The organism is Eubacterium segne (assembly GCF_014287775.1).
In the GTDB taxonomy this organism is placed as follows: Bacteria; Bacillota; Clostridia; order Lachnospirales; family Lachnospiraceae; genus Eubacterium_G; species Eubacterium_G segne.
Genome location: NZ_JACOOZ010000005.1, coordinates 149672 through 169640 on the forward strand (window position 1 = coordinate 149672; position 19969 = coordinate 169640).

A 19969-nucleotide genomic window follows, 5' to 3' on the forward strand; every position below is an offset into this window, starting at 1 on the left:
AATAGCAATGAAGAAGAAACTTATTATTGTTACAGGTCCCACAGCTGTAGGGAAGACAGAATTAGCCATTGACTTAGCTAATAAGGTTAATGGTGAAATTATAAGTGCTGACTCAATACAGGTATACAGATATATGGATATAGGCTCTGCGAAGGTTTTACCGTCGGAAACTAAGGGAATAAAGCACCATCTTATTGATGCATTAAATCCCGATGAGGAGTTTAACGTTCATACATTCCAGCAAATGGCAAAGGAGTGTATGGAGGACATATATAAGCGGGGAAAGATTCCCATTATTGTGGGAGGAACGGGATTTTATATTCAATCTGTTCTGTATGATATAAAATTTGATGAAACAGGAAATGAACATGAATACAGAAAAGAATTTGAGGAACTTGCAGCACAAAAAGGAAATCAGTATATTCATAACATGCTAAGAAGCATTGACCCGGTTTCTGCTGACAATATTCATTATAACAATTTAAAACGTGTAATAAGAGCATTAGAGTATTTTTATGAAACAGGAAAACGTATGTCAGAGCATAATGAACAGCAGCATGAAAATGAATCACCATACGATTTTGTTTATTTTGTTTTAAATGATGACAGGGATGCCCTTTATTTCAGAATAAATAACAGAGTAGACAATATGATTAAAGAAGGTCTTTACGATGAAGTAAAGGGTATTCTTGATTTAGGATATAGTGAAGATTTAACCTCCATGCAGGGAATCGGATACAAGGAAATGGTACAATGTGTAAAGGGGAACATAAGCCTTGAAGATGCCATTTATCAGATAAAATTAAATACAAGACATTTCGCTAAAAGGCAATTGACATGGTTTAGAAGGGAAAGAGATGTTACCATGATAAATATTAATGAGTTTGCATATAACAGACAGAAGGTTTTAGATGAAATGCTTATGATTTTGGAAAAAAGAAACATAATAAGAAAAGAGGATTAAAATGGCAGACATTAAGGAAATGTATAAAAACTTCGGCATTTCAGAGGATGTGTACGATTATTCAGTTAAAATTACAGATGCTTTGAAACAAAGATTTCAAGAAATAGACATAATTGCAGAGTACAATCAGTTGAAGGTGGTTAATGCTATGCAGAAAAATCAGGTATCAGAGGCGCATTTTGCCCAGACTACCGGATATGGATATAATGATTTAGGAAGGGATACTTTAGAAAAGGTATATGCAGATATTTTTCATACGGAAGATGCTTTGGTAAGACCACAGATAACCTGTGGAACTCATGCATTAGGTCTGGCACTTTCCGCTAACTTAAGACCCGGAGATAAAATGGTTTATATTTCAGGTAAGCCTTATGATACTTTAGAAGAGGTAATTGGAATAAGGGAATCAAAGGGAAGCTTAAGGGAGTATGGAGTTACATACGATCAGGTGGATTTACTTGATAACGGAGATTTTGATTTTGACGGAATAAAAAATAAGCTTACCTCTGATGTTAAATTAGTTGGAATACAACGGTCAAAGGGATATGCCACACGACCTACACTGTCAGTGAAAAAAATAGGTGAAGCAGTTTCTTTTGTAAAAAGCATTAACCCGGATATAATTGTAATGGTTGATAATTGTTACGGTGAGTTTGTGGAAACCATAGAGCCTTCTGATGTAGGGGCAGATATGGTGGTTGGCTCATTAATAAAAAATCCCGGAGGAGGACTTGCTCCAATAGGTGGATATATATGCGGAACAAAGGACTGCGTGGAAAATTGTGCCTACAGACTTACAACACCGGGACTGGGAAAGGAAGTTGGAGCTAATCTTGGAGTTATGACTTCATTTTATCAGGGCTTGTTTTTAGCACCTACAGTTGTGGCATCAGCTTTAAAAGGAGCCATTTTTGCGGCAAATTTATTTGAAAAATTCGAATTTAAGGTAATACCTGACGGAAAAGAAAGCAGACATGACATTATTCAGGCTATAGAGTTTGGTAAGCCTGAGGCAGTAATTGCCTTTTGCAAAGGAATACAGGCTGCTGCACCTGTGGATAGCTATCTTACACCGGAACCTTGGGATATGCCAGGATATGATGCACCGGTTATAATGGCCGCCGGAGCATTTGTTTCCGGATCATCTATTGAACTTAGTGCAGACGGACCTATAAAACCGCCTTACGCAGTGTATTTTCAGGGTGGCCTTACATGGCAGCATGCAAAGCTTGGCATACTTAAGGCATTCCAGAATATGGTAGATGACGAATTAATTCATTTAGTATAAGTTTTTGTTATTATTTGCCTTTTATTGTAAAAAACGTATACACATAATTTTTATTGTGTTACAATATCATATGCTTTGAGTTCTAAATTTATTTATATTTTACTTTGTACCTGGAGATGAAGAAAGGAAGATATGAATAAAATTAAAGATATGCCAAGAAGTGAGCGACCATATGAGAAATGTTTTGAAAATGGTCCTGAAACATTGTCAGACTGTGAACTTTTGTCTGTTATTTTAAGGACGGGAGTTAAGGGAAGCAGTGCATATGATTTGGCAAAAGAAATTATTACGCAGCAGGGAGATGGTACTAATCTCCTGAAAATAATGCATACTACAAAGGAAGAGCTTTTGCACATTAAAGGTGTGGGAATGGTAAAGGCAGTTCAGATTTTATGTATTGGTGAACTGGCAAAGAGAATTGCGTCAATGCCTTTTGTGGATAATGTGAAGTATGATTCACCGAAGAAAATCGCCGGATATTACATGGAAAGGCTAAGACATTTAGAACAGGAAACTTTACATGTTATGTTTCTTGATACTAAATGTAAGCTGATTAAAAGTAAGGAGATTACAAAGGGAACCATTGACAGGTCCATGATTTCCCAGCGGGAAATTTTTGTGGAAGCACTAAAATGTAATGCAGTAAATATTGTGCTGGTGCATAATCATCCCAGCGGTGAACCTACACCCAGCAGGGATGATATTAGAAGTACAAAAAAGATAAAAGAAGCAGGCGATATGGTAGGAATAAGGCTTTTAGACCATATCATTATTGGAGATAATAAATTCTCAAGTTTAAGGGAATTGAAAGTTATATAGAAATTCAACTTGAAGGGATATACTATGAGTCGTAGCGTTTTTGGTATTGATTTTGGTACAAGTAATATAAAAATATATAATGGAATTACTAGAACCACTTTAAATGAAAAAAATATTATTGCCATTAAGAATAAGGACATTTTATTTGAAATTGGCGATGAAGCCTATAAAATGTATGAGAAGGCACCTGAAAATATTCAGGTTATTTTCCCTATTAAATACGGGGTTATAGCTGATTTGAAAAGCATGAAAATGCTTTTTGAACAGTTTTATAAGAAAATGACAGGACCTAGAGGCAGCAAAATGGGAAGATTCTGTATAGCTGTTCCGGCAGATATTACGGAAGTTGAAAAAAGAGCTTTCTATGATGTTGTTGCCAAATCAGACATAAAGGCAAGAGAAATCAAAATAGTGGAGAAGCCTATAGCAGATGCCGTAGGTCTTGGTATTGACATGACTAGTTCCAGAGGTAACATGATTATTAATATTGGAGCTGACACTACGGAAATATCAGTTATTTCATTAGGTGGAATTGTTGTAAGCCGAATTATAAAATTAGGTGGCAACAGACTTGATCAGATGATTTGTGATGTGGTAAAGCGTAAATACAATATTTTAATTGGTTTAAAAACTGCCGAACAGATTAAGAAAACATTATCAGATGCCATGTATGATGAAGATAATGAAGAGGAGGGTGATGACATTTTATATGTTTATGGAAGAAATGTTATTACTGGTCTTCCTTCTGAACGTGGAGTTTCTAAGGACACCATATATGAGGCAATTAAGCAGTTCTTTGATGATATTACAGATTCCATTAAGAATCTTTTAGAGAGAACACCGCCTGAATTGTCAGCAGATATTATAGATACAGGTATTTTCCTTACAGGAGGATCTTCTTCAATTAAAAATTTAGATAAACTCATTGCAAAGGAGACAGATCTTAAGGTTAATACAGTTGAAAATGCAGAGGATTCAGTTATAAGAGGCATATCAATTATTATGTCTGATTCAAGATACAGGAAACTTATGTATGAGCCAAGAGAAAGCTCATTTTAACAGTTACAGTTACAATTTTTATTATTATATATAGGATGAAACAATGAAAAGACAATCAAAATTTAGTGTAAAACCAAAGATTTTAATATTTGTTCTGACGTTAGTATGTATTGCGTCCCTTATTTTGTCATTTGCTTTTTCAGGTTTTTCAAAACCTTTTAAAGCTGTAGCCGGTGTGGCTGTAGTTCCTCTTCAAACAGGAATTAATAACATTGGCGGATGGATTACTGACAAGGAAGAGCTTTTAAAAACAGTAAAAGAGTTAAAAAGCAGTAATTCCAAGCTAAAAAAACAGGTGGATGAGCTTACTCAGGAAAACAGCCTTTTAGCCCAGAACAAATATGAACTTACAAGACTTAGGGAGCTTTTAAAACTAGATGAGGATTATTCACAATATGAAAAAGTGGCTGCTAATGTCATTGGAAAGGATACGGGAAATCTTTTTGACATCTTTATTATTAACAGAGGTTCAGATGACGGTATTCAGGTGGATATGAATGTTATAAGTGGAGGCGGTCTTGTAGGTATTGTTTATGATGTTGGAAAAAACTATGCAAAGGTACGTTCCATAATTAATGATGAAAGTAGTGTAAGCGTTTCCTTTGCCAATACTTCAGATACAGGAATTGCCAGTGGTGATTTAAAACTTATGGAAGATAACGTTATGAATATCACAGAGGTATCTAAGGATGCAAAAATAGCTGAGGGAGATATGGTTGTCACATCACAAATTAGTGATAAGTTTCTTCCAAACATCTTAGTAGGGTATCTTACAAAAATATCCAAGGATGCCAGTGGTCTTACCCAGTCAGGTCAGATGAAACCTGTTGTGGATTTTGAACATATAAGTGAAGTTTTGGTAATTAAGCAACTTAAAGAGGAATTAAAAGATTAATTAATGGTATTGTAGGAAATAATTATGAAACATAGAATAATTAAAATATTAATAACAGGTGGAATTATTACATTATCATTTGCCCTGCAAAGTTCTTTTTCACTGTTAAATTACAGAAGCGTGGCAACTCCAAATCTGCTTTTAATTACGACATGCATATTTGGATTTATGAGGGGCTGTAATTACGGAAGTGTAACAGGATTGTTTTGCGGACTGTTAGTAGACATATTTTTTGGAGATGTAATAGGTTTATATGCCCTTATATACATGTATGTGGGATTTTTCGGTGGTTTGTTTAAGAAAATGTTTTACAGTGACCACGTATTTATGCCTTTATTGCTGGTGTTTTCCGGTGATTTTGCATACAATATGGGCTGTTATACATTTAGACTGCTGTTGAGAAACAAGTTGGATTTTTCATATTATTTCTGGAACATTTTCTTTCCGGAAATGATTATTACCACATTTGTAACCCTTATAGTTTACAAGTTATTTTATTTATTAAACGAAAAAGTATTAACACAAAAACAGGAGAATAAATTAAGTTTTGATAGGTGATTTTTTATATACGGTATCTAAAATAATTAAATCAAGAATATTCATTGTAAGTTTAATCATTATCGCTTTGTTTTCAACTTTGCTGTACAGAGTATTTGATTTACAGATTGTAAATGAAAATTACTATATGAGTACATATATCCAGCAGGCGGAGAGAACTGTTTACAATCAGGGAACCCGTGGAAAGATATATGATGTTAACGGAAAAGTTTTAGCTTATGATGAATTAGCATATACGGTAAGAATGGAAGATAAGCTTGACAGTTCTAATGAAAAGAACCAGCTTATGAATGACATTGTTTACAAGGCAATTAATGTTATAGAAAAGTATGGCGATAAGGTTATTGTGGATTTCCCTATAATCTTAGATCAGGATGGAAAGTGGAAAGAGAATTTCTCTTCAGATGCTGCAAAGAAGCTTTTTCTTAAAAATATATTCGGAGAAAAGATGAAATATAAGGATAGGGATTTTTCCAATGCATCTGCAGGGGAACTTATTTCTCACCTTAAAAATGTATTCTTTGAGGTTAAGTTAGATGTTGATGACGAAATGCTTCTTAAGATTTTGTCCATCAGATACAATGTTTTTGCCAATTCTTATCAGAAGTATGTTGGTGTAACCATTGCAAAGGACATTAATGAAAAAACTGTTGCTGCCATTTATGAAAATGAGGCAGATTTAACAGGTGTTATGGTAGAGGAAAAAACTGTAAGAAAATACAATGACAGTGAATATTTTGCACCAATTTTAGGATACACAGGAACTATTTCCGATACACAGATTGAAGAATATGATAAAAAAGGTAAAACATATACTTCCAGTGATATTGTGGGAAAGGCAGGAATCGAATCTTCTTTTGAAAAGTATCTTCAGGGAAAACATGGCGAAGAAAAAATATTTGTAGATAATACAGGTAAGAAACTTAGCACTATTTCTAAGAAAGATTCAAAAGCAGGAAAAGATGTATATCTTACCATTGATTCTAAGCTTCAGAAAGCTGTTTATACTATGCTTGAAAAAAGGATAGCATCTATCCTTATATCAGAAATTCAAAATTATGACATAGATGAAGATCAGGAAACTGACGAGAAAATACACAACATTTCAGTTAAGAAGGTTTATGCCCAGTTAATGACTAATAATGTTGTAAGTATTAAGCATTTAGCAAAGAAAAGTACACCTAATGAGAACAGGGTTTACAGTAAATATAAGGACAGTGTTAAATTGGCTGTTGCAGAATTAAAACAGCAGTTAAACTCAAAAAATGGCAAGGTTTATAATGATTTAAGTAAGGAATATCAGAAGTATTACGATTATATATATGATTTATTAAAGAATGACGGAATACTTCTCACATCTGTTATTGACACAAAAGACGAAACCTACAATAAATATGTTGACGGAAAAATCAGCATGAATGAGTTTATAAGATATGCAATTAAACAAAACTGGATTAGTCTTGATAATTTAGATGTAAAGGATTCTTATTTATCAACAGAGGAGACTTATGATTTAATTACAAAGTATATTATTTCTGATTTAAGGAAAAATACGTCCTTTGGTAAGGAAGTTGTATATTATCGCATATTTGACGGAACTATTTCCGGCAGCGAAGTATGTATGCTTTTATATGATCAGGGAGTTTTAAAGAAGGATGAAGCAACATACAGCAGACTTTCAACATATGACACATATTATACTTATACATTTATTATAAATCAGATTCAGAAGTTAAATATTACACCGGCACAGCTGGCATTAGATCCGTGTTCCGGTTCAGTAGTAATAACTGACCCGTCAACAGGAAAGGTTAGGGCATTGGTTACTTATCCAAGCTATGATAACAATATGTTTTCCGGTTCAGTGGATCCTGATTATTGGGCTAAGTTAGTAGATGATCAGTCAGAACCTCTTTATAACCGTGCAACCCAGGGAGCCTCCGCACCGGGTTCAACATTTAAAATGTGTACAACAATGACAGCCATGGAAGAAGGGATTATTTCTCAGGGCGATACTGTTGTGGATGAAGGTGAGTTTAAGAAAATCACTCCATCACCTAAATGTTGGATATTTACCTCAGGTGGCGGTGCAACTCACGGTAGTATAAATGTTATGCAGGCACTGGCGCAGTCATGTAACTATTTCTTCTATGAAATGGGATACAGATTGGGAACTAACAGTAAGGGTAACTATGATAGTGCCTTAGGTCTTAGTAAAATAGAAAAATATGCCAAGGTTTTAGGACTTGATATGAAGTCAGGTGTGGAAATTACTGAAAGAGATCCGCATTTTTCAACGGAAAGTTCTGTCCATTCAGCTATCGGACAGGGTAGTAATGCTTATACACCGGTGCAGCTGGCAAGATATGTTTCAACAATTGCTAATGGTGGAAAGAATTACTCTCTTACATTGTTAGACAAGGTGGTTTCATCTAAAGGTAAAACCGTCCTTAAAAAGAAGTCAAAGCTTACAAATACAGTAGATGCTTCTGGTAGTACATGGGACGCAATTCATACAGGAATGCGTGAAGTTATTACTGAAGGTACTGTTTATAAATATTTTAAAGATACAAAAATTAATATTGCAGGTAAGTCAGGTACGGCGCAGGAAAACAAGAAGCGTAATTCCCATGCTTTGTTTGTTGCATATGCTCCATATGATAATCCGAAAATAGCAACATCTGTTGTTATTCCTTTTGGTAACTCATCCCATGACTCTGCAGAGCTTGCAAAGAACGTTATTCAGTATTATTATGGTGAAATTACTGATAAGGATGTTAAGAAGAATGTTAAAAAGGATGATTCTAATAATGTAACCCAGGATTAAAAGCCTAGGTTATGACTCCTGAATAAAATACAAAAGATAGTATATTATTTTATTTTAGGAGGAAGAAATGGGAGAAGTAATAGTTGTTACATCAGGTAAAGGCGGTGTTGGAAAAACAACAATTACCGCAAATTTAAGTATTGCCCTGGCAAAAATGGGAAACAGTGTTTTAGCCATTGATACAGACATTGGACTTAGAAATCTAGATGTTGTTATGGGACTTGAAAATTACATTGTATACAATCTCGTAGACGTTATTGAAGGCAATTGCAGGCTGAAACAGGCAATAATAAAGGACAGAAAACATAGTAATCTTTATCTGCTGCCCAGTGCCCAGTCAAGGGACAAGGATGCAGTTACAAGGGAGCAGATGATAGAGCTTACAGCCTGTTTAAAGGAAGAGTTTGACTATGTTATTATAGACTGCCCCGCAGGAATTGAACAGGGCTTTAAGAATGCCATAGCAGGCGCTACAAAGGCTATTGTAGTTACTACCCCGGAGGTTTCATCCATAAGGGATGCAGACCGTATTATCGGACTTTTGGAAAAAGATGGAATTGAGCCTATATATCTTTTGGTAAATAAATTACGTCCGGAGCTTATCAGACGTGGAGATATGATGTCCAGTGAAGATGTGGTGGATATATTAGGTACTGAAATTATCGGATGTGTAAATGATGATATAAATGTTGTTATTGCCACAAACAGAGGTGAGGCTGTGGTTGACTTAAACACGGTTTCAGGAAAGTCCATAACAAAAATTGCTGAAAAACTCTGTGGAGTAAGAGGAACAGAAGATAAAACAGAAAGCAGAATTTCTTTTTGGTTTATCAGAAATATTTTTAGCAGGGGGGAGTCCAGATGATTTTTAGTAGGTTATTCTATAGAAAACGTTCAGGCAAAGTTGCAAGAGAGAGACTACAGATTTTATTAGTTACTGACAGATTAGGATGTAATCCTGATACCACAGAGGCTATTAAGAATGATATAATAAAAGTAATAACAAAGTACATAGACATCGATGTAGAAAACTGCCATATAGAGATACAGCATGAAAAAGGACCGTGTCTTATGGCTAATATACCAATTAAGGAAATTAAAATTTAACAATTATAATTGAGGTTACAGTTAATGTTTAGAAAAATACGAAATACAATAAAAAGTTACAAATTATCTAATTTTAATTTTAGATTACTTATATATGTTATTTCTATTACAGTCATTGGAATTTTATGTATAGGTAGTGCTACTGAAGGGGAGAATTTTCAAACTAAACAGATAGTGGGTATGGCGCTGGGATTAATAGCGATTTTGGTATTATCATTTATTAGCTATAAATTAATTTTCAAGTTTTACTGGGCCATATACCTTGTTACATGTACCCTGCTTCTTTTGGTACTGGCAGTTGGTACTGTAAATAAAGGTGCTAAAAGATGGATTAATTTAGGCTTTACAGAGTTTCAGCCGTCGGAAATTACAAAAATATTTTTAATAATATTTATTGCCACGTACCTTTATAAAAGGCGTGAAACCCTTGATACCTTTAAGACATTAGGTGGTGCAGTTTTGTTTTTAGGCGCTCCAATGGTACTTATATTGGCACAGCCCGACTTATCAACAACTATTGTAATAGCAGTAACCATGGCAGCTATATTGTTTTTATCAGGAATTAACCATAAAATTGTAACTGCAGTTATTGTAATTGCAATACCGGTATTTTGTATTTTCGGATATTTTGTTGTTCAGCCGGATACAGGAAAGAAAATATTAAGTGAATATCAGTATAACCGTATTGTAGGTTTCTTCCAGGACGATAATGAAACAGCCAAAAAGATACGATATCAGCAGGAAAATTCCCTTTTGGCAATTGGTTCAGGTGGTTTAACAGGAAAGGGATTATATAATAATACGGTAACATCAGTTAAAAACGGTAAACTCCTTTCAGAGTCACATACAGACTTTATTTTTACAATAGTAGGTGAAGAGCTGGGATTTGTTGGAGCGGCTGCAGTAATTCTTTTGTTATTTATGATTGTTCTTGAGTGTTTTATAACAGGCTCCAGAGCCCCCACGTTTTCCGGAAAGCTGTTTTGTTTCGGATTTGGGGTGTTGATTGCAATTCAATCCTTTGTAAATATTGCAGTTGCTACATTCTTATTGCCTAATACAGGTGTGACCCTGCCTTTTGTAAGTTATGGTCTTACATCACTTCTTAGTATGTATATTGGTGTGGGAATAGTTCTAAATATTGGATTACAACGGACGAAAGCAAGAGTTTAAGAATCAAATAAACAAATTTTTTTGAAAAAATATTAAATTTAACATAATTTTTGTGGAAGTTTTGGAAATATTTAGGTATACTATTCTTATGGAATGGAGGATAATATGAACATCGGATTAATAGCACATGATTCAAAAAAGAAATTAATGCAGAATTTTTGTATTGCGTATAGAGGAATTTTATGTCAGCACTCATTGTTTGCCACAGGAACTACAGGCAGACTTATTGAGGAAGCTGCCAACTTATCAGTTTATAAATATTTAGCAGGTCACTTAGGAGGAGAACAGCAAATGTGCTCCCAGATAGAGCAGAACGATTTGGATTTGCTTATTTTTCTTCGTGATCCTTTTAACCCAAAATCACATGAGCCTGATATTCACAAGGCAGTCAGACTGTGTGATATGCATAATATTCCTTTAGCAACAAATATTGCAACTGCAGAGCTACTGATTAAATCACTTAACAGAGGAGATTTAGAGTGGCGTGAAATTTACAAAAATTAGTAAATATTTAAATAAAACATCCATATATTATAGATTTAAACTATAGTATATGGATGTTTTATTACTGTTTGTCTTATAAGCTTATAAAGTATGTTTAAAACACTTAAGAAATATTATCTGTTTTCGCCAAAAGAGCATACTCTGCCAAAAAGACTAATGGTATACAAGCCGGATATTCCAACTATGGCATATACAATTCTTGAAAGCCATGTCATCTGACCAAAGAGAAAAGCTACAAGGTCAAACTTAAAAAAGCCGATTAGTCCCCAGTTAATGGCACCGATAATAACAAGTGTCAGTACAAAATAATCAAAACCTTTAGATTTCATGTATTTACCTCCTTTAATGACTGCTATTATTTTTTCCAAAATAAAAAAAATAATACATTTAAAAATGTTTTAAAATATTGACTTAGTAATAAGAATATTAGATAATGAAAGTTGAATTTTAGGAGAAACATAATGGAAAAGCAAAAAAGAAAAAGAAAAAAAAAGGTAGTTAAATTTAACTCACCTATTAGCATAAATATAGGAATAGTTGTATTTGGTCTTATACTTGTTTACATATTGATAAATGCTGTTATTTACTTTACAACAGAAAAAACAAAATATTATGAGGTTGTTACAGGGTCAAATGCAAAGGGAATTAACACTTCCTACGTTGGTATAGCAATGAGAAATGAAATAATTGAATATGCTAATCAGACAGGTTATGTTGATTATTTTATCAGGGAAGGCTCCCGTGTTTCAAAAAATTCCACCTTGTATAGTATTGATTCCACAGGAAATTTAAATCAGCTACTGTCAAAGGCAGGAGAGGATTACTCTAATATGACAGATGAAAACATGCAGACGATTTCCAATTTGCTGTATGATTATAGCAACAATTATGACGACATGGATTTTTCTGATGTTTATGATTTTAAAAGTACATTAAAGGGTTCCATTGTGGACTTGCTTAATATGAACTCGTTACAACAGTTAGCAAAGAAAAACGGTGGAAATTTTGCCATAGAAAAGTCAGCTGCTACAGGAATTGTTCTTTACAGGGTTGATGATTTTGAAACGTTAACGTCAAAAAAACTAAAGGCATCAATGTTTGATAAATCATTATATAATTCAGCTTTATTTTCGTCAGGAGATAAAATAGAAAAAGGCGCACCGGTTTACAAGACCATCAATTCCGATGAATGGAGCATAGCAGTTCAGTTGACTAAAAAGACTGCCCGTGAATACAAAAAAGAGGCAAAGGAAAGAAAGTCTGATTATGCTAATATAAAAATAAAATTTTTAAAAGACGGTTTAAATACCACTGCCAACATCAAGGTAGTCAGAGGCACTGATAAAAAATATTATGGAGTAATTACTCTTTCAAAATATGTTGTTAGATATGCTACAGACAGATATATTGATATTGAAATTGTCAATACTCCAAAAAACGGATATAAGGTGCCAAAGTCATCTATCGTATCAAATGATTTGTATGTTATTCCGGCAAAATACAGTACAAAGGGAAAGAATGACAATAATGTAGGCTTTAACGTTCAAAGCAGTGACAGAAACAAGGGAGAATCTAAGATATATTATCCTCCTATTGCATATGCAGATGATGAGAATTATTATGTATCCAGGTTGTATTTTAATGACGGAGAAGTTATTACGAAGCCTGACTCCCACGAAACATATGTTATAGGTCATACCAGAAAGTTTATGGGTGCCTATAATATAAACAATGGTTATACTGTTTTTACCGTGGTATCTATTTTAGACAGCACAGATGAATATAACATTATTAAGATCATGGATTATAGCCTGAAGATTTATGACCGAATTGTATTAGATGCATCTAAGGTGACGGAAAATCAGGTTATTTACCAATAGATATAACAGGAAGGTGAAAAGAAATGATAAATGAAAATATCAGCAAGGTAAGAGAAAATATTGTTAAGTCATGTGAAAAGGCAGGAAGAAATCCTGAAGAGGTAACCCTTATTGCAGTAAGTAAAACCAAACCGGTTTCTGCCATAGAGGAAGCTCTTTTGTCAGGAACATTAGATTACGGGGAAAATAAGGTTCAGGAATTATGCGATAAATATGATGTTTTACCGAAAAATATCAGATGGCACATGATAGGTCATTTACAGAGAAATAAAGTTAAATATTTAGTTGGTAAAACGTATCTTGTTCACTCTGTTGATTCTTTAAGATTAGCAGAACAGATTGAAAAAGAGTTTGCTAAACATAATCAGGTTTGTGATATATTAGTGGAAGTAAATATAGCTCAGGAGGAAAGCAAATTTGGCATAAATGCAAAGGAGACAGAAGAACTTATAAGAAAAATTGCAAAATTTGAACATGTAAGAATTAAAGGGCTTATGACAATTGCACCATATACGGAGGATCCTGAAAGTAACAGAGAATACTTTAGGGAAATTAAGAAATTATCGGTTGACATAAGAGATAAAAACATTGATAATGTTAGTATGGATGTTCTTTCAATGGGAATGACAGGTGACTATATGGTGGCTGTGGAAGAAGGTGCTACCATGGTTAGAGTTGGAACCGGAATATTTGGTGAGAGAAATTATAATATATAAATTTAATGATAGATATAGGAGAGAATGATGTCAAAATTTGGGGATAAATTTAAAAATATTTTCACCGTGGATTATGAAGATGATTACGATGATGATTTCTATGATGATTACGAAGAGGATAATGCAGAGGAAGCAGAGCCGGTAGTAAAGAAAAAACGTGAAAGAGTGGTAAGGGATGATGACTTTGAATCAGCACCGTCACCTACACCTTCAAGAACAAGAACTACCCGTTCAACATCTTCCGCAAGAAATAGTGGAAGAAGTACAAGAAGCAGCAAGGTAGTACCAATGAGAAGTAACAGTGATATGGAAGTATGTGTTATTAAGCCGACAGCTTATGAGGAAACAAAGGATATTATTGATACATTATTAGATGGAAAGTCAGTGGTACTTAACTTAGAAGGAATGCGTTTAGAACTGGCACAGCGTATAGTTGATTCTGTCAGTGGCGGATGTTATGCCATAAGAGGAAATCTTCAAAAGATTAGTGGGTACATATATTTAGTAACTCCAAGCTCTGTTGACATTACAGGGGATTTCGCAGACAGTATCAGTGACAGAACTAGTGATTACAATTCAGCATCCTATGAATCCAGGAGAAGTTATTACGGTGAATAGATTTGAATAAAGAAGAACATTTTCTAATAAACAGGTTTAATGAGCTTGCAGATGTGGCATTTAATAGAAATATATATACCAACACCGAGTTTTTAAACATAAATGAAATAAATATATTAGAATCAGTGAAAAATAAATTACCTCCTGTTAGAATTAACCTTACAGGGGGTAATAATTATGCAGAAAGAAAAATTGCCATATTTTCTCCAATGGAGATATATTATCAGGAGGAAATTCCAGTTTCCATAATAAAAATTGCACCAAAGAATTCCAAATATGCTGACAATCTTACTCACAGGGATTATTTAGGTGCTATTTTAAATTTAGGAATTGTAAGAAGTAAAATAGGTGATATTTTTATAAAGGATAACATTGCATATATTTACTGTATGTCAGATATTGCAGAATATATAAGTGAGAATCTCACAAAGGTCAAACATACTTTTATTGATAATGAGGTTTTACCGGTTAATAACAGCGTGGATATTAAACCTACATTAAAGAATATAACAGGTACCATTTCCAATGTAAGGCTAGACAGCGTTATATCCACGGCTTTTAATATGTCCAGAAACAGTATTATTGTCTATATCGAAAACGGCAAGGTGTTTGTTAATGGAAAATTAATAACATCTAACGGTTACAGTATTAAGGAAAATGATATTATTTCCGTAAGAGGGTTAGGCCGTTTCGTTTTCAACAGGGTGTTAAAGGAAACTAAAAAAGGAAGAAATCTTATATCCATAGACCTTTATGTTTAAAATTATATTTTCAGATTAAATTGAAAGGACGTTTCAGCAATGAACAAATATAAATACTGGCTTAAAATTGCCTTATTTGAGATGATTTTGATTATATTCGACCAGATAACCAAGTATTGGGCTGCAATCAGCTTAAAAGGCAAAAATGAATTTAATATAATTAAAGATGTTTTGTGTTTTCATTATTTGGATGGTGGAAATACAGGTGCAGCATGGGGAATGTTGTCTGGAAAGACTTTTTTATTTGTAATTTTTACTTTAGTGGCAATTGCATTTATTGTAAAAATTATGTCAAATATTTTCAGATTAATGCGATCTGATAAAAGCACAAAACTTGTGGCTCTAAATTATGTTTTTGCAACACTTATGGCAGGGGCGGTTGGCAATTTGATTGACCGCGTTTTACACCAGTATGTAATAGATTTTATATATTTTAAGCTGATTAATTTCCCAATATTTAATGTTGCAGATATTTATGTTACAGTTTCATGTTTCATTATTATTGTTATGTGCGCTTTTATTATAAGCGAAGATGATTTTAACAATATTATTTCTTTAAAAAGAAATGACAGCAGATAGGAGAAGCAGATAATGTGTGAAAAGATATGCATCAATGAAGAGACCCAGGGAAAGAGAATTGATAAGTTTTTAGGCAAGGCACTACAGGATACTTCCAGGTCATATGTACAAAAACTTATAGATGATAAAAATATTTTAGTGAATGGCCGGGAATGTAAATCTAATTATAAACTTAAATTAGGTGATGTTATATCCGTTGATATTCCGGAACCGATATTTGCCAGCATTAAAGCCGAGGATATCCCTTTGGATATTTTATATGAAGATGATGATGTTTTAATTGTAAACAAGCCTAAGGGCATGGTTGTACATCCTGCACCGGGACATTACACAGGAACATTAGTTAATGCTTTAATGTTTCATTGTAAAGATAATTTATCCGGTATTAATGGAGTCTTAAGGCCGGGGATTGTTCATAGAATCGATAAAGATACTACAGGCGCACTTATAATATGTAAAAATGATTACAGCCATAATTTTATTTCACAACAGCTTAAGGTTCATTCCATTACACGAAAATATGTAGGGATTGTCCAAGGCAGATTTGATGAAACTGAAGGCGTTATAGATGCACCAATTGGCCGTCATCCAAATAATCGGAAACAAATGTGCATTAATGAAAAAAACGGAAAGCCGGCAGTTACCCATTATAAGGTTTTAAAGCAATTAGATAAATATGCCTTTATGGAATTTCAGTTAGAAACAGGACGTACACATCAGATAAGAGTTCATATGGCAAGTATAAATCATCCTTTATTAGGTGACAGCATTTATAACCATAATAAATGCCCATATAAGCTTCAAGGACAATGTTTACATGCAAGGGTTATAGGTTTTGTACATCCTACAACAAAGGAATATATGGAGTTTGAGGCTCCAATACCGGAATATATGATTAATCTTATTGAGAAAGTGCTTTCATAGCACTTTTTTGTTATATCTTTATTCGTTAAACTTGTGTTTTGCGAATAGTTGTATTATAATAATTGAAAAAGTAAGAAAAAAATTTTTAGTACTATTTTTGCTTTTGGTGAGGTAATTTATGAAGCTTCAGAAATTATATAGTTATGTAAGACGTGCCATGGATGATTATTCTATGGTTGATGACGGTGATAAAATTGCTGTTGGTGTATCAGGTGGCAAAGACAGCCTGGCACTTTTATATGCATTAAGTGGTTTAAGAAAATTTTATCCTAAAAAGTTTGATATTGTGGCTTTGACGGTTAATTTAGGATTCGAAAATCAGGACTTTAATCTTATAAAAGATTTTTGTAAGAATTTAGATGTGGAATGTAAAATAATTGACACGGAAATTGGTGATATTGTATTTCATAAGCGAAAGGAATCTAATCCCTGCTCTCTTTGTGCCAAAATGCGCAAGGGTTCTCTTAATGATGTGGCAAAGAAAATGGGATGTAATAAGGTGGCATATGCCCATCACAGAGATGACATGATTGAAACAATGCTTATGTCACTGATTTATGAAGGGCGCTTCCACTGCTTTAATCCTGTTACATATCTTGACCGTATGGGGCTTAATGTTATACGTCCAATGATGTATGTTTCGGAGATGGATGTGATTGGTTTCGCCAATAAATATAATCTTCCGGTGGCTAAAAATCCATGTCCGGTGGACGGTCATACTAAAAGGGAATATATTAAAACTCTAGTCCGTCAGTTAAACAGGGAAAATCCTAATTGCAAAGACAGACTTTTTACTGCTGTTTTAAATGGCGGTTTTGATTAGATTTCAGGAGGAACAATGGCTACACAAAGAAATTATCATGATCAGGTTATTGTAGATAATAATTTAAAACTTAGGGAGTTGCTTAAAAGTCTTCCAGCGTTTTGTGGGGAGTTTTTTAGAGGAATTGAGCCTACTACTTCTTCTAGGACAAGAATTGCCTATGGATATGATTTATCAGTATTTTTTAATTACTTAAAATCAAATAATCCGAAATTAAAGAATGTTAATATTCATGATATAACCCTTGATGTGTTAGATAAGGTTACAGCTACTGATATTGAAGAATATTTGGATTATCTTAAGTTTTATATAGATTCAGATGGTAAGGAACACACTAACAAAGAATGTGGAATTAAAAGAAAATTAGGTTGTCTTAGAACCTTATATAAATTCTTTTATAAAAAAGAAAAAATAAGCACTAATCCTGCTTCTATTGTTGATATGCCAAAAATCCACGAAAAAGAGATTGTACGACTTGATGCAGATGAGGTAGGCAATCTTTTAGATGAGGTGGAAACAGGGGATAAATTAACGGATAATCAAAAGTATTTCCATGAAAAAACAAAGATTCGTGATGTGGCAATTTTAACATTGATGTTAGGTACAGGTATTCGTGTTTCTGAATGTGTGGGAATAGATATTGGAGATGTTGATTTTAAAAATTCAGGAATTAAAATCAGGCGAAAAGGCGGAAACGAAACTGTTGTATACTTCGGCAGGGAGGTTGAGGAAGCTTTACTTGATTATATAGAGGAAAGAAAGCATATTATTGCTGTAACAGGCCATGAAAATGCACTATTCCTCTCTCTACAGAAAAAACGTATGAGTGTGCGTTCAGTGGAAAATTTGGTAAAAAAATATTCTTCCTTAATTACTAATTTAAAGAAAATAACTCCTCATAAGCTTCGGAGCACATATGGTACATCTTTATATAAGGAAACGGGAGATATATATTTGGTTGCAGATGTTTTAGGACATAAGGATGTAAATACAACCAGAAAACACTATGCAGCTATTGAAGACGAACGACGCCGTAAGGCAAGAAATGCCGTCAAGTTAAGAAAAGATTAAAAGAAAAGACTAATTTTAAGAAGAAAATAATTTAGTTTGTATTTGGGGAAATAATACCGGAAGGGATAAACATCCTTCCCGGTATTATAATGTGGATGTAAAATAACATATGGATAACTTATTCTACTACCACAGAAACAAAAATATATAAATAAAAAGATTATTTATATTCATTAGAATAATATGAAATAACAATGTAGTTTCCGGCTGTAATGTTATCAGAGGAAAGTTCATTGTTTTTCTTTACCTCAGATATGTATTCAGTAACAGAAACATTGCTATTGGCAGTGTATTTCTGTGCTATGGATGTTAATGTATCTCCAGGCTGAACTTCATAGCTGGTGTAATATTTGTATGAAGGGTTATCTCCCTGTACAGTTGCGTTTACGTTAACGAAACTAATGGCTGTAACAACAGCTACTGCCAATAATGCAATAAAGCTACAGGATAAAATAATTCTCTTCTTTAATTCAGCAATGCGGGTACGTTTCTGTTGTGCAACAACTTCCCTTCTGTTGTAATTCATTGATTCTTTCATATGTAAATCCTCCGTCGAATAATTGTATTTATAAAAAGTAGTGAACATTTGTTCGTATCTTGTATTGATATAATATCACCAGAACAAATGTTTGTCAACAACATTTTCGAATATTTGTTCGATTTTGTTATTGCCTTTTCTTTTCATATATGATAATATTAACATATATTAAGTACATTAAACGGGACTTACAAATATGAAAAGGAGATTTTTTTATGGCTGGAAAGATTACACCAAAACAGCAACAGATATTAGATTATATAAAAGATGAAATTTTGTTAAAGGGATATCCTCCTACTGTTAGGGAAATATGCGAGAAGGTATCCTTAAAGTCTACTTCTTCTGTTCATGCTCATCTTAACAGTTTAGAGGAAAAGGGCTATATCAGAAGAGACCCTACTAAGCCAAGGGCAATTGAAATTATAGATGATGAATTTGGATTGTCCAGAAGGGAAATGACCAATATACCTGTTATAGGACGGGTGGCTGCCGGAGAACCACTGCTTGCTGTGGAGAATATTAAGGATTATTTTGCCATACCTACAGAGTTTTTGCCTAATGCAGAGACATACATATTAGAGGTTCATGGAGACAGTATGATTAATGTAGGTTTTTTAGAGGGAGATTATCTTATTATAGAAAAAACTGATACTGCTAAGAACGGAGATATCGTTGTGGCTTTAATAGATGATTCTGTTACAGTTAAGCGTTTTTACAAGGAAAACGGATATATCAGACTTCAACCTGAAAATGACAACATGGATCCTATTATTGTGAATGACTGTATTATTGTTGGAAGGGCACATGCACTTTATAGAAGAAATATTATGTAAAATTAGATGGTTAATTTATTATTGAGATTAAT

At 33.6% G+C, this 19969-nt stretch carries 22 protein-coding genes; 20 read left to right on the forward strand and 2 right to left on the reverse strand.

What is annotated here, in order from left to right; genetic code table 11:
- The first annotated feature begins 7 nt into the window (after window positions 1–7).
- The 11 genes from miaA (at window position 8) to H8S00_RS08550 (ending at window position 11194) form a co-directional block, all read left to right on the forward strand.
- A complete protein-coding gene (gene miaA / locus H8S00_RS08500; RefSeq protein WP_186840398.1) occupies window positions 8–964 on the forward strand; it encodes a tRNA (adenosine(37)-N6)-dimethylallyltransferase MiaA in 957 nt (318 codons plus the stop codon).
- Between the two features lies 1 nt (window position 965).
- Entirely contained in the window at window positions 966–2252 is a 1287-nt protein-coding gene (locus H8S00_RS08505; RefSeq protein WP_186840399.1) for a methionine gamma-lyase family protein, read from the forward strand.
- A gap of 132 nt (window positions 2253–2384) precedes the next feature.
- Window positions 2385–3071, forward strand: coding sequence for a RadC family protein (gene radC, locus H8S00_RS08510; protein ID WP_186840400.1), 687 nt, complete (start codon window positions 2385–2387; stop codon window positions 3069–3071).
- Between the two features lie 24 nt (window positions 3072–3095).
- Complete coding sequence (locus H8S00_RS08515) at window positions 3096–4130, forward strand: rod shape-determining protein (protein WP_021953067.1); 1035 nt, start codon at window positions 3096–3098, stop codon at window positions 4128–4130.
- A 43-nt stretch (window positions 4131–4173) separates the two neighbouring features.
- Window positions 4174–5025 (forward strand): rod shape-determining protein MreC, encoded by an 852-nt coding sequence (gene mreC / locus H8S00_RS08520; protein WP_021953066.1) that lies wholly within the window; start codon window positions 4174–4176, stop codon window positions 5023–5025.
- Between the two features lie 24 nt (window positions 5026–5049).
- Window positions 5050–5583, forward strand: coding sequence for a rod shape-determining protein MreD (gene mreD / locus H8S00_RS08525; protein ID WP_118588617.1), 534 nt, complete (start codon window positions 5050–5052; stop codon window positions 5581–5583).
- The gene (locus tag H8S00_RS08530) at window positions 5573–8410 is read left to right on the forward strand and encodes a penicillin-binding transpeptidase domain-containing protein (protein ID WP_186840401.1); all 2838 of its coding nucleotides are present in this window, start codon (window positions 5573–5575) and stop codon (window positions 8408–8410) included. The genes mreD and H8S00_RS08530 overlap by 11 nt, the downstream gene beginning before the upstream one ends.
- A gap of 67 nt (window positions 8411–8477) precedes the next feature.
- Window positions 8478–9275, forward strand: a complete 798-nt coding sequence (gene minD / locus H8S00_RS08535; protein WP_021953063.1) for a septum site-determining protein MinD — start codon at window positions 8478–8480, stop codon at window positions 9273–9275.
- Window positions 9272–9517 carry a cell division topological specificity factor MinE gene (gene minE / locus H8S00_RS08540; protein ID WP_021953062.1) on the forward strand — a complete coding sequence of 82 codons (246 nt, stop codon included), beginning with the start codon at window positions 9272–9274 and terminating at the stop codon, window positions 9515–9517. The genes minD and minE overlap by 4 nt, the downstream gene beginning before the upstream one ends.
- Before the next feature lie 24 nt (window positions 9518–9541).
- On the forward strand, window positions 9542–10690 hold the full coding sequence (locus H8S00_RS08545) for an FtsW/RodA/SpoVE family cell cycle protein (RefSeq protein ID WP_186840402.1): 1149 nt from the start codon (window positions 9542–9544) through the stop codon (window positions 10688–10690).
- A 105-nt stretch (window positions 10691–10795) separates the two neighbouring features.
- The gene (locus H8S00_RS08550) at window positions 10796–11194 is read left to right on the forward strand and encodes a methylglyoxal synthase (RefSeq protein WP_021953060.1); all 399 of its coding nucleotides are present in this window, start codon (window positions 10796–10798) and stop codon (window positions 11192–11194) included.
- Window positions 11195–11307: 113 nt separating this feature from the next.
- Here H8S00_RS08550 and H8S00_RS08555 read toward each other — a convergent pair whose 3' ends face one another.
- The gene (locus H8S00_RS08555) at window positions 11308–11523 is read right to left on the reverse strand and encodes a DUF378 domain-containing protein (RefSeq protein ID WP_021953059.1); all 216 of its coding nucleotides are present in this window, start codon (window positions 11521–11523) and stop codon (window positions 11308–11310) included.
- A gap of 132 nt (window positions 11524–11655) precedes the next feature.
- Here H8S00_RS08555 and H8S00_RS08560 point away from each other — a divergent pair, with 132 nt between their 5' ends.
- The 8 genes from H8S00_RS08560 to H8S00_RS08595 all read left to right on the forward strand — a co-directional run bounded on the left by H8S00_RS08560 (window position 11656) and on the right by H8S00_RS08595 (window position 18566).
- Window positions 11656–13074 (forward strand): biotin/lipoyl attachment domain-containing protein, encoded by a 1419-nt coding sequence (locus H8S00_RS08560; protein WP_021953058.1) that lies wholly within the window; start codon window positions 11656–11658, stop codon window positions 13072–13074.
- A 23-nt stretch (window positions 13075–13097) separates the two neighbouring features.
- Window positions 13098–13790 (forward strand): YggS family pyridoxal phosphate-dependent enzyme, encoded by a 693-nt coding sequence (locus tag H8S00_RS08565; RefSeq protein ID WP_186840403.1) that lies wholly within the window; start codon window positions 13098–13100, stop codon window positions 13788–13790.
- Between the two features lie 24 nt (window positions 13791–13814).
- Window positions 13815–14408, forward strand: a complete 594-nt coding sequence (locus tag H8S00_RS08570; RefSeq protein WP_347497791.1) for a cell division protein SepF — start codon at window positions 13815–13817, stop codon at window positions 14406–14408.
- Between the two features lie 2 nt (window positions 14409–14410).
- The gene (locus H8S00_RS08575) at window positions 14411–15169 is read left to right on the forward strand and encodes a YlmH family RNA-binding protein (protein ID WP_118588613.1); all 759 of its coding nucleotides are present in this window, start codon (window positions 14411–14413) and stop codon (window positions 15167–15169) included.
- Between the two features lie 39 nt (window positions 15170–15208).
- The gene (gene lspA / locus H8S00_RS08580) at window positions 15209–15748 is read left to right on the forward strand and encodes a signal peptidase II (RefSeq protein WP_021953054.1); all 540 of its coding nucleotides are present in this window, start codon (window positions 15209–15211) and stop codon (window positions 15746–15748) included.
- A 12-nt stretch (window positions 15749–15760) separates the two neighbouring features.
- The gene (locus H8S00_RS08585; protein WP_021953053.1) at window positions 15761–16672 is read left to right on the forward strand and encodes an RluA family pseudouridine synthase; all 912 of its coding nucleotides are present in this window, start codon (window positions 15761–15763) and stop codon (window positions 16670–16672) included.
- Between the two features lie 118 nt (window positions 16673–16790).
- Window positions 16791–17495 carry a tRNA lysidine(34) synthetase gene (locus H8S00_RS08590; protein WP_118588612.1) on the forward strand — a complete coding sequence of 235 codons (705 nt, stop codon included), beginning with the start codon at window positions 16791–16793 and terminating at the stop codon, window positions 17493–17495.
- A gap of 15 nt (window positions 17496–17510) precedes the next feature.
- Window positions 17511–18566: a tyrosine-type recombinase/integrase gene (locus H8S00_RS08595; RefSeq protein ID WP_118588611.1), complete on the forward strand. Its 1056-nt coding sequence runs from the start codon at window positions 17511–17513 to the stop codon at window positions 18564–18566.
- A 160-nt stretch (window positions 18567–18726) separates the two neighbouring features.
- Here the strand turns inward: H8S00_RS08595 and yneA are convergent, their stop codons facing one another.
- Window positions 18727–19104 (reverse strand): cell division suppressor protein YneA, encoded by a 378-nt coding sequence (gene yneA, locus H8S00_RS08600; RefSeq protein WP_186840404.1) that lies wholly within the window; start codon window positions 19102–19104, stop codon window positions 18727–18729.
- Window positions 19105–19319: 215 nt separating this feature from the next.
- On the opposite strand from yneA, the gene lexA reads away from it, so the two are divergent.
- Window positions 19320–19937 carry a transcriptional repressor LexA gene (gene lexA, locus H8S00_RS08605; protein ID WP_021953049.1) on the forward strand — a complete coding sequence of 206 codons (618 nt, stop codon included), beginning with the start codon at window positions 19320–19322 and terminating at the stop codon, window positions 19935–19937.
- The last annotated feature ends 32 nt before the right edge of the window (window positions 19938–19969 follow it).

Coding starts and splice junctions, on each gene's coding strand:
- H8S00_RS08565 (WP_186840403.1), top strand. CDS start 13,098: ATGATAAATGAAAATATCAGCAAGGTAAGAGAAAATATTGTTAAGTCA.
- lexA (WP_021953049.1), top strand. CDS start 19,320: ATGGCTGGAAAGATTACACCAAAACAGCAACAGATATTAGATTATATA.
- miaA (WP_186840398.1), top strand. CDS start 8: ATGAAGAAGAAACTTATTATTGTTACAGGTCCCACAGCTGTAGGGAAG.
- H8S00_RS08505 (WP_186840399.1), top strand. CDS start 966: ATGGCAGACATTAAGGAAATGTATAAAAACTTCGGCATTTCAGAGGAT.
- H8S00_RS08545 (WP_186840402.1), top strand. CDS start 9,542: ATGTTTAGAAAAATACGAAATACAATAAAAAGTTACAAATTATCTAAT.
- mreD (WP_118588617.1), top strand. CDS start 5,050: ATGAAACATAGAATAATTAAAATATTAATAACAGGTGGAATTATTACA.
- H8S00_RS08550 (WP_021953060.1), top strand. CDS start 10,796: ATGAACATCGGATTAATAGCACATGATTCAAAAAAGAAATTAATGCAG.
- yneA (WP_186840404.1), bottom strand. CDS start 19,104: ATGAAAGAATCAATGAATTACAACAGAAGGGAAGTTGTTGCACAACAG.
- H8S00_RS08560 (WP_021953058.1), top strand. CDS start 11,656: ATGGAAAAGCAAAAAAGAAAAAGAAAAAAAAAGGTAGTTAAATTTAAC.
- H8S00_RS08590 (WP_118588612.1), top strand. CDS start 16,791: ATGAAGCTTCAGAAATTATATAGTTATGTAAGACGTGCCATGGATGAT.
- minE (WP_021953062.1), top strand. CDS start 9,272: ATGATTTTTAGTAGGTTATTCTATAGAAAACGTTCAGGCAAAGTTGCA.
- H8S00_RS08595 (WP_118588611.1), top strand. CDS start 17,511: ATGGCTACACAAAGAAATTATCATGATCAGGTTATTGTAGATAATAAT.
- mreC (WP_021953066.1), top strand. CDS start 4,174: ATGAAAAGACAATCAAAATTTAGTGTAAAACCAAAGATTTTAATATTT.
- radC (WP_186840400.1), top strand. CDS start 2,385: ATGAATAAAATTAAAGATATGCCAAGAAGTGAGCGACCATATGAGAAA.
- minD (WP_021953063.1), top strand. CDS start 8,478: ATGGGAGAAGTAATAGTTGTTACATCAGGTAAAGGCGGTGTTGGAAAA.
- H8S00_RS08570 (WP_347497791.1), top strand. CDS start 13,815: ATGATGTCAAAATTTGGGGATAAATTTAAAAATATTTTCACCGTGGAT.
- H8S00_RS08555 (WP_021953059.1), bottom strand. CDS start 11,523: ATGAAATCTAAAGGTTTTGATTATTTTGTACTGACACTTGTTATTATC.
- H8S00_RS08585 (WP_021953053.1), top strand. CDS start 15,761: ATGTGTGAAAAGATATGCATCAATGAAGAGACCCAGGGAAAGAGAATT.
- lspA (WP_021953054.1), top strand. CDS start 15,209: ATGAACAAATATAAATACTGGCTTAAAATTGCCTTATTTGAGATGATT.
- H8S00_RS08515 (WP_021953067.1), top strand. CDS start 3,096: ATGAGTCGTAGCGTTTTTGGTATTGATTTTGGTACAAGTAATATAAAA.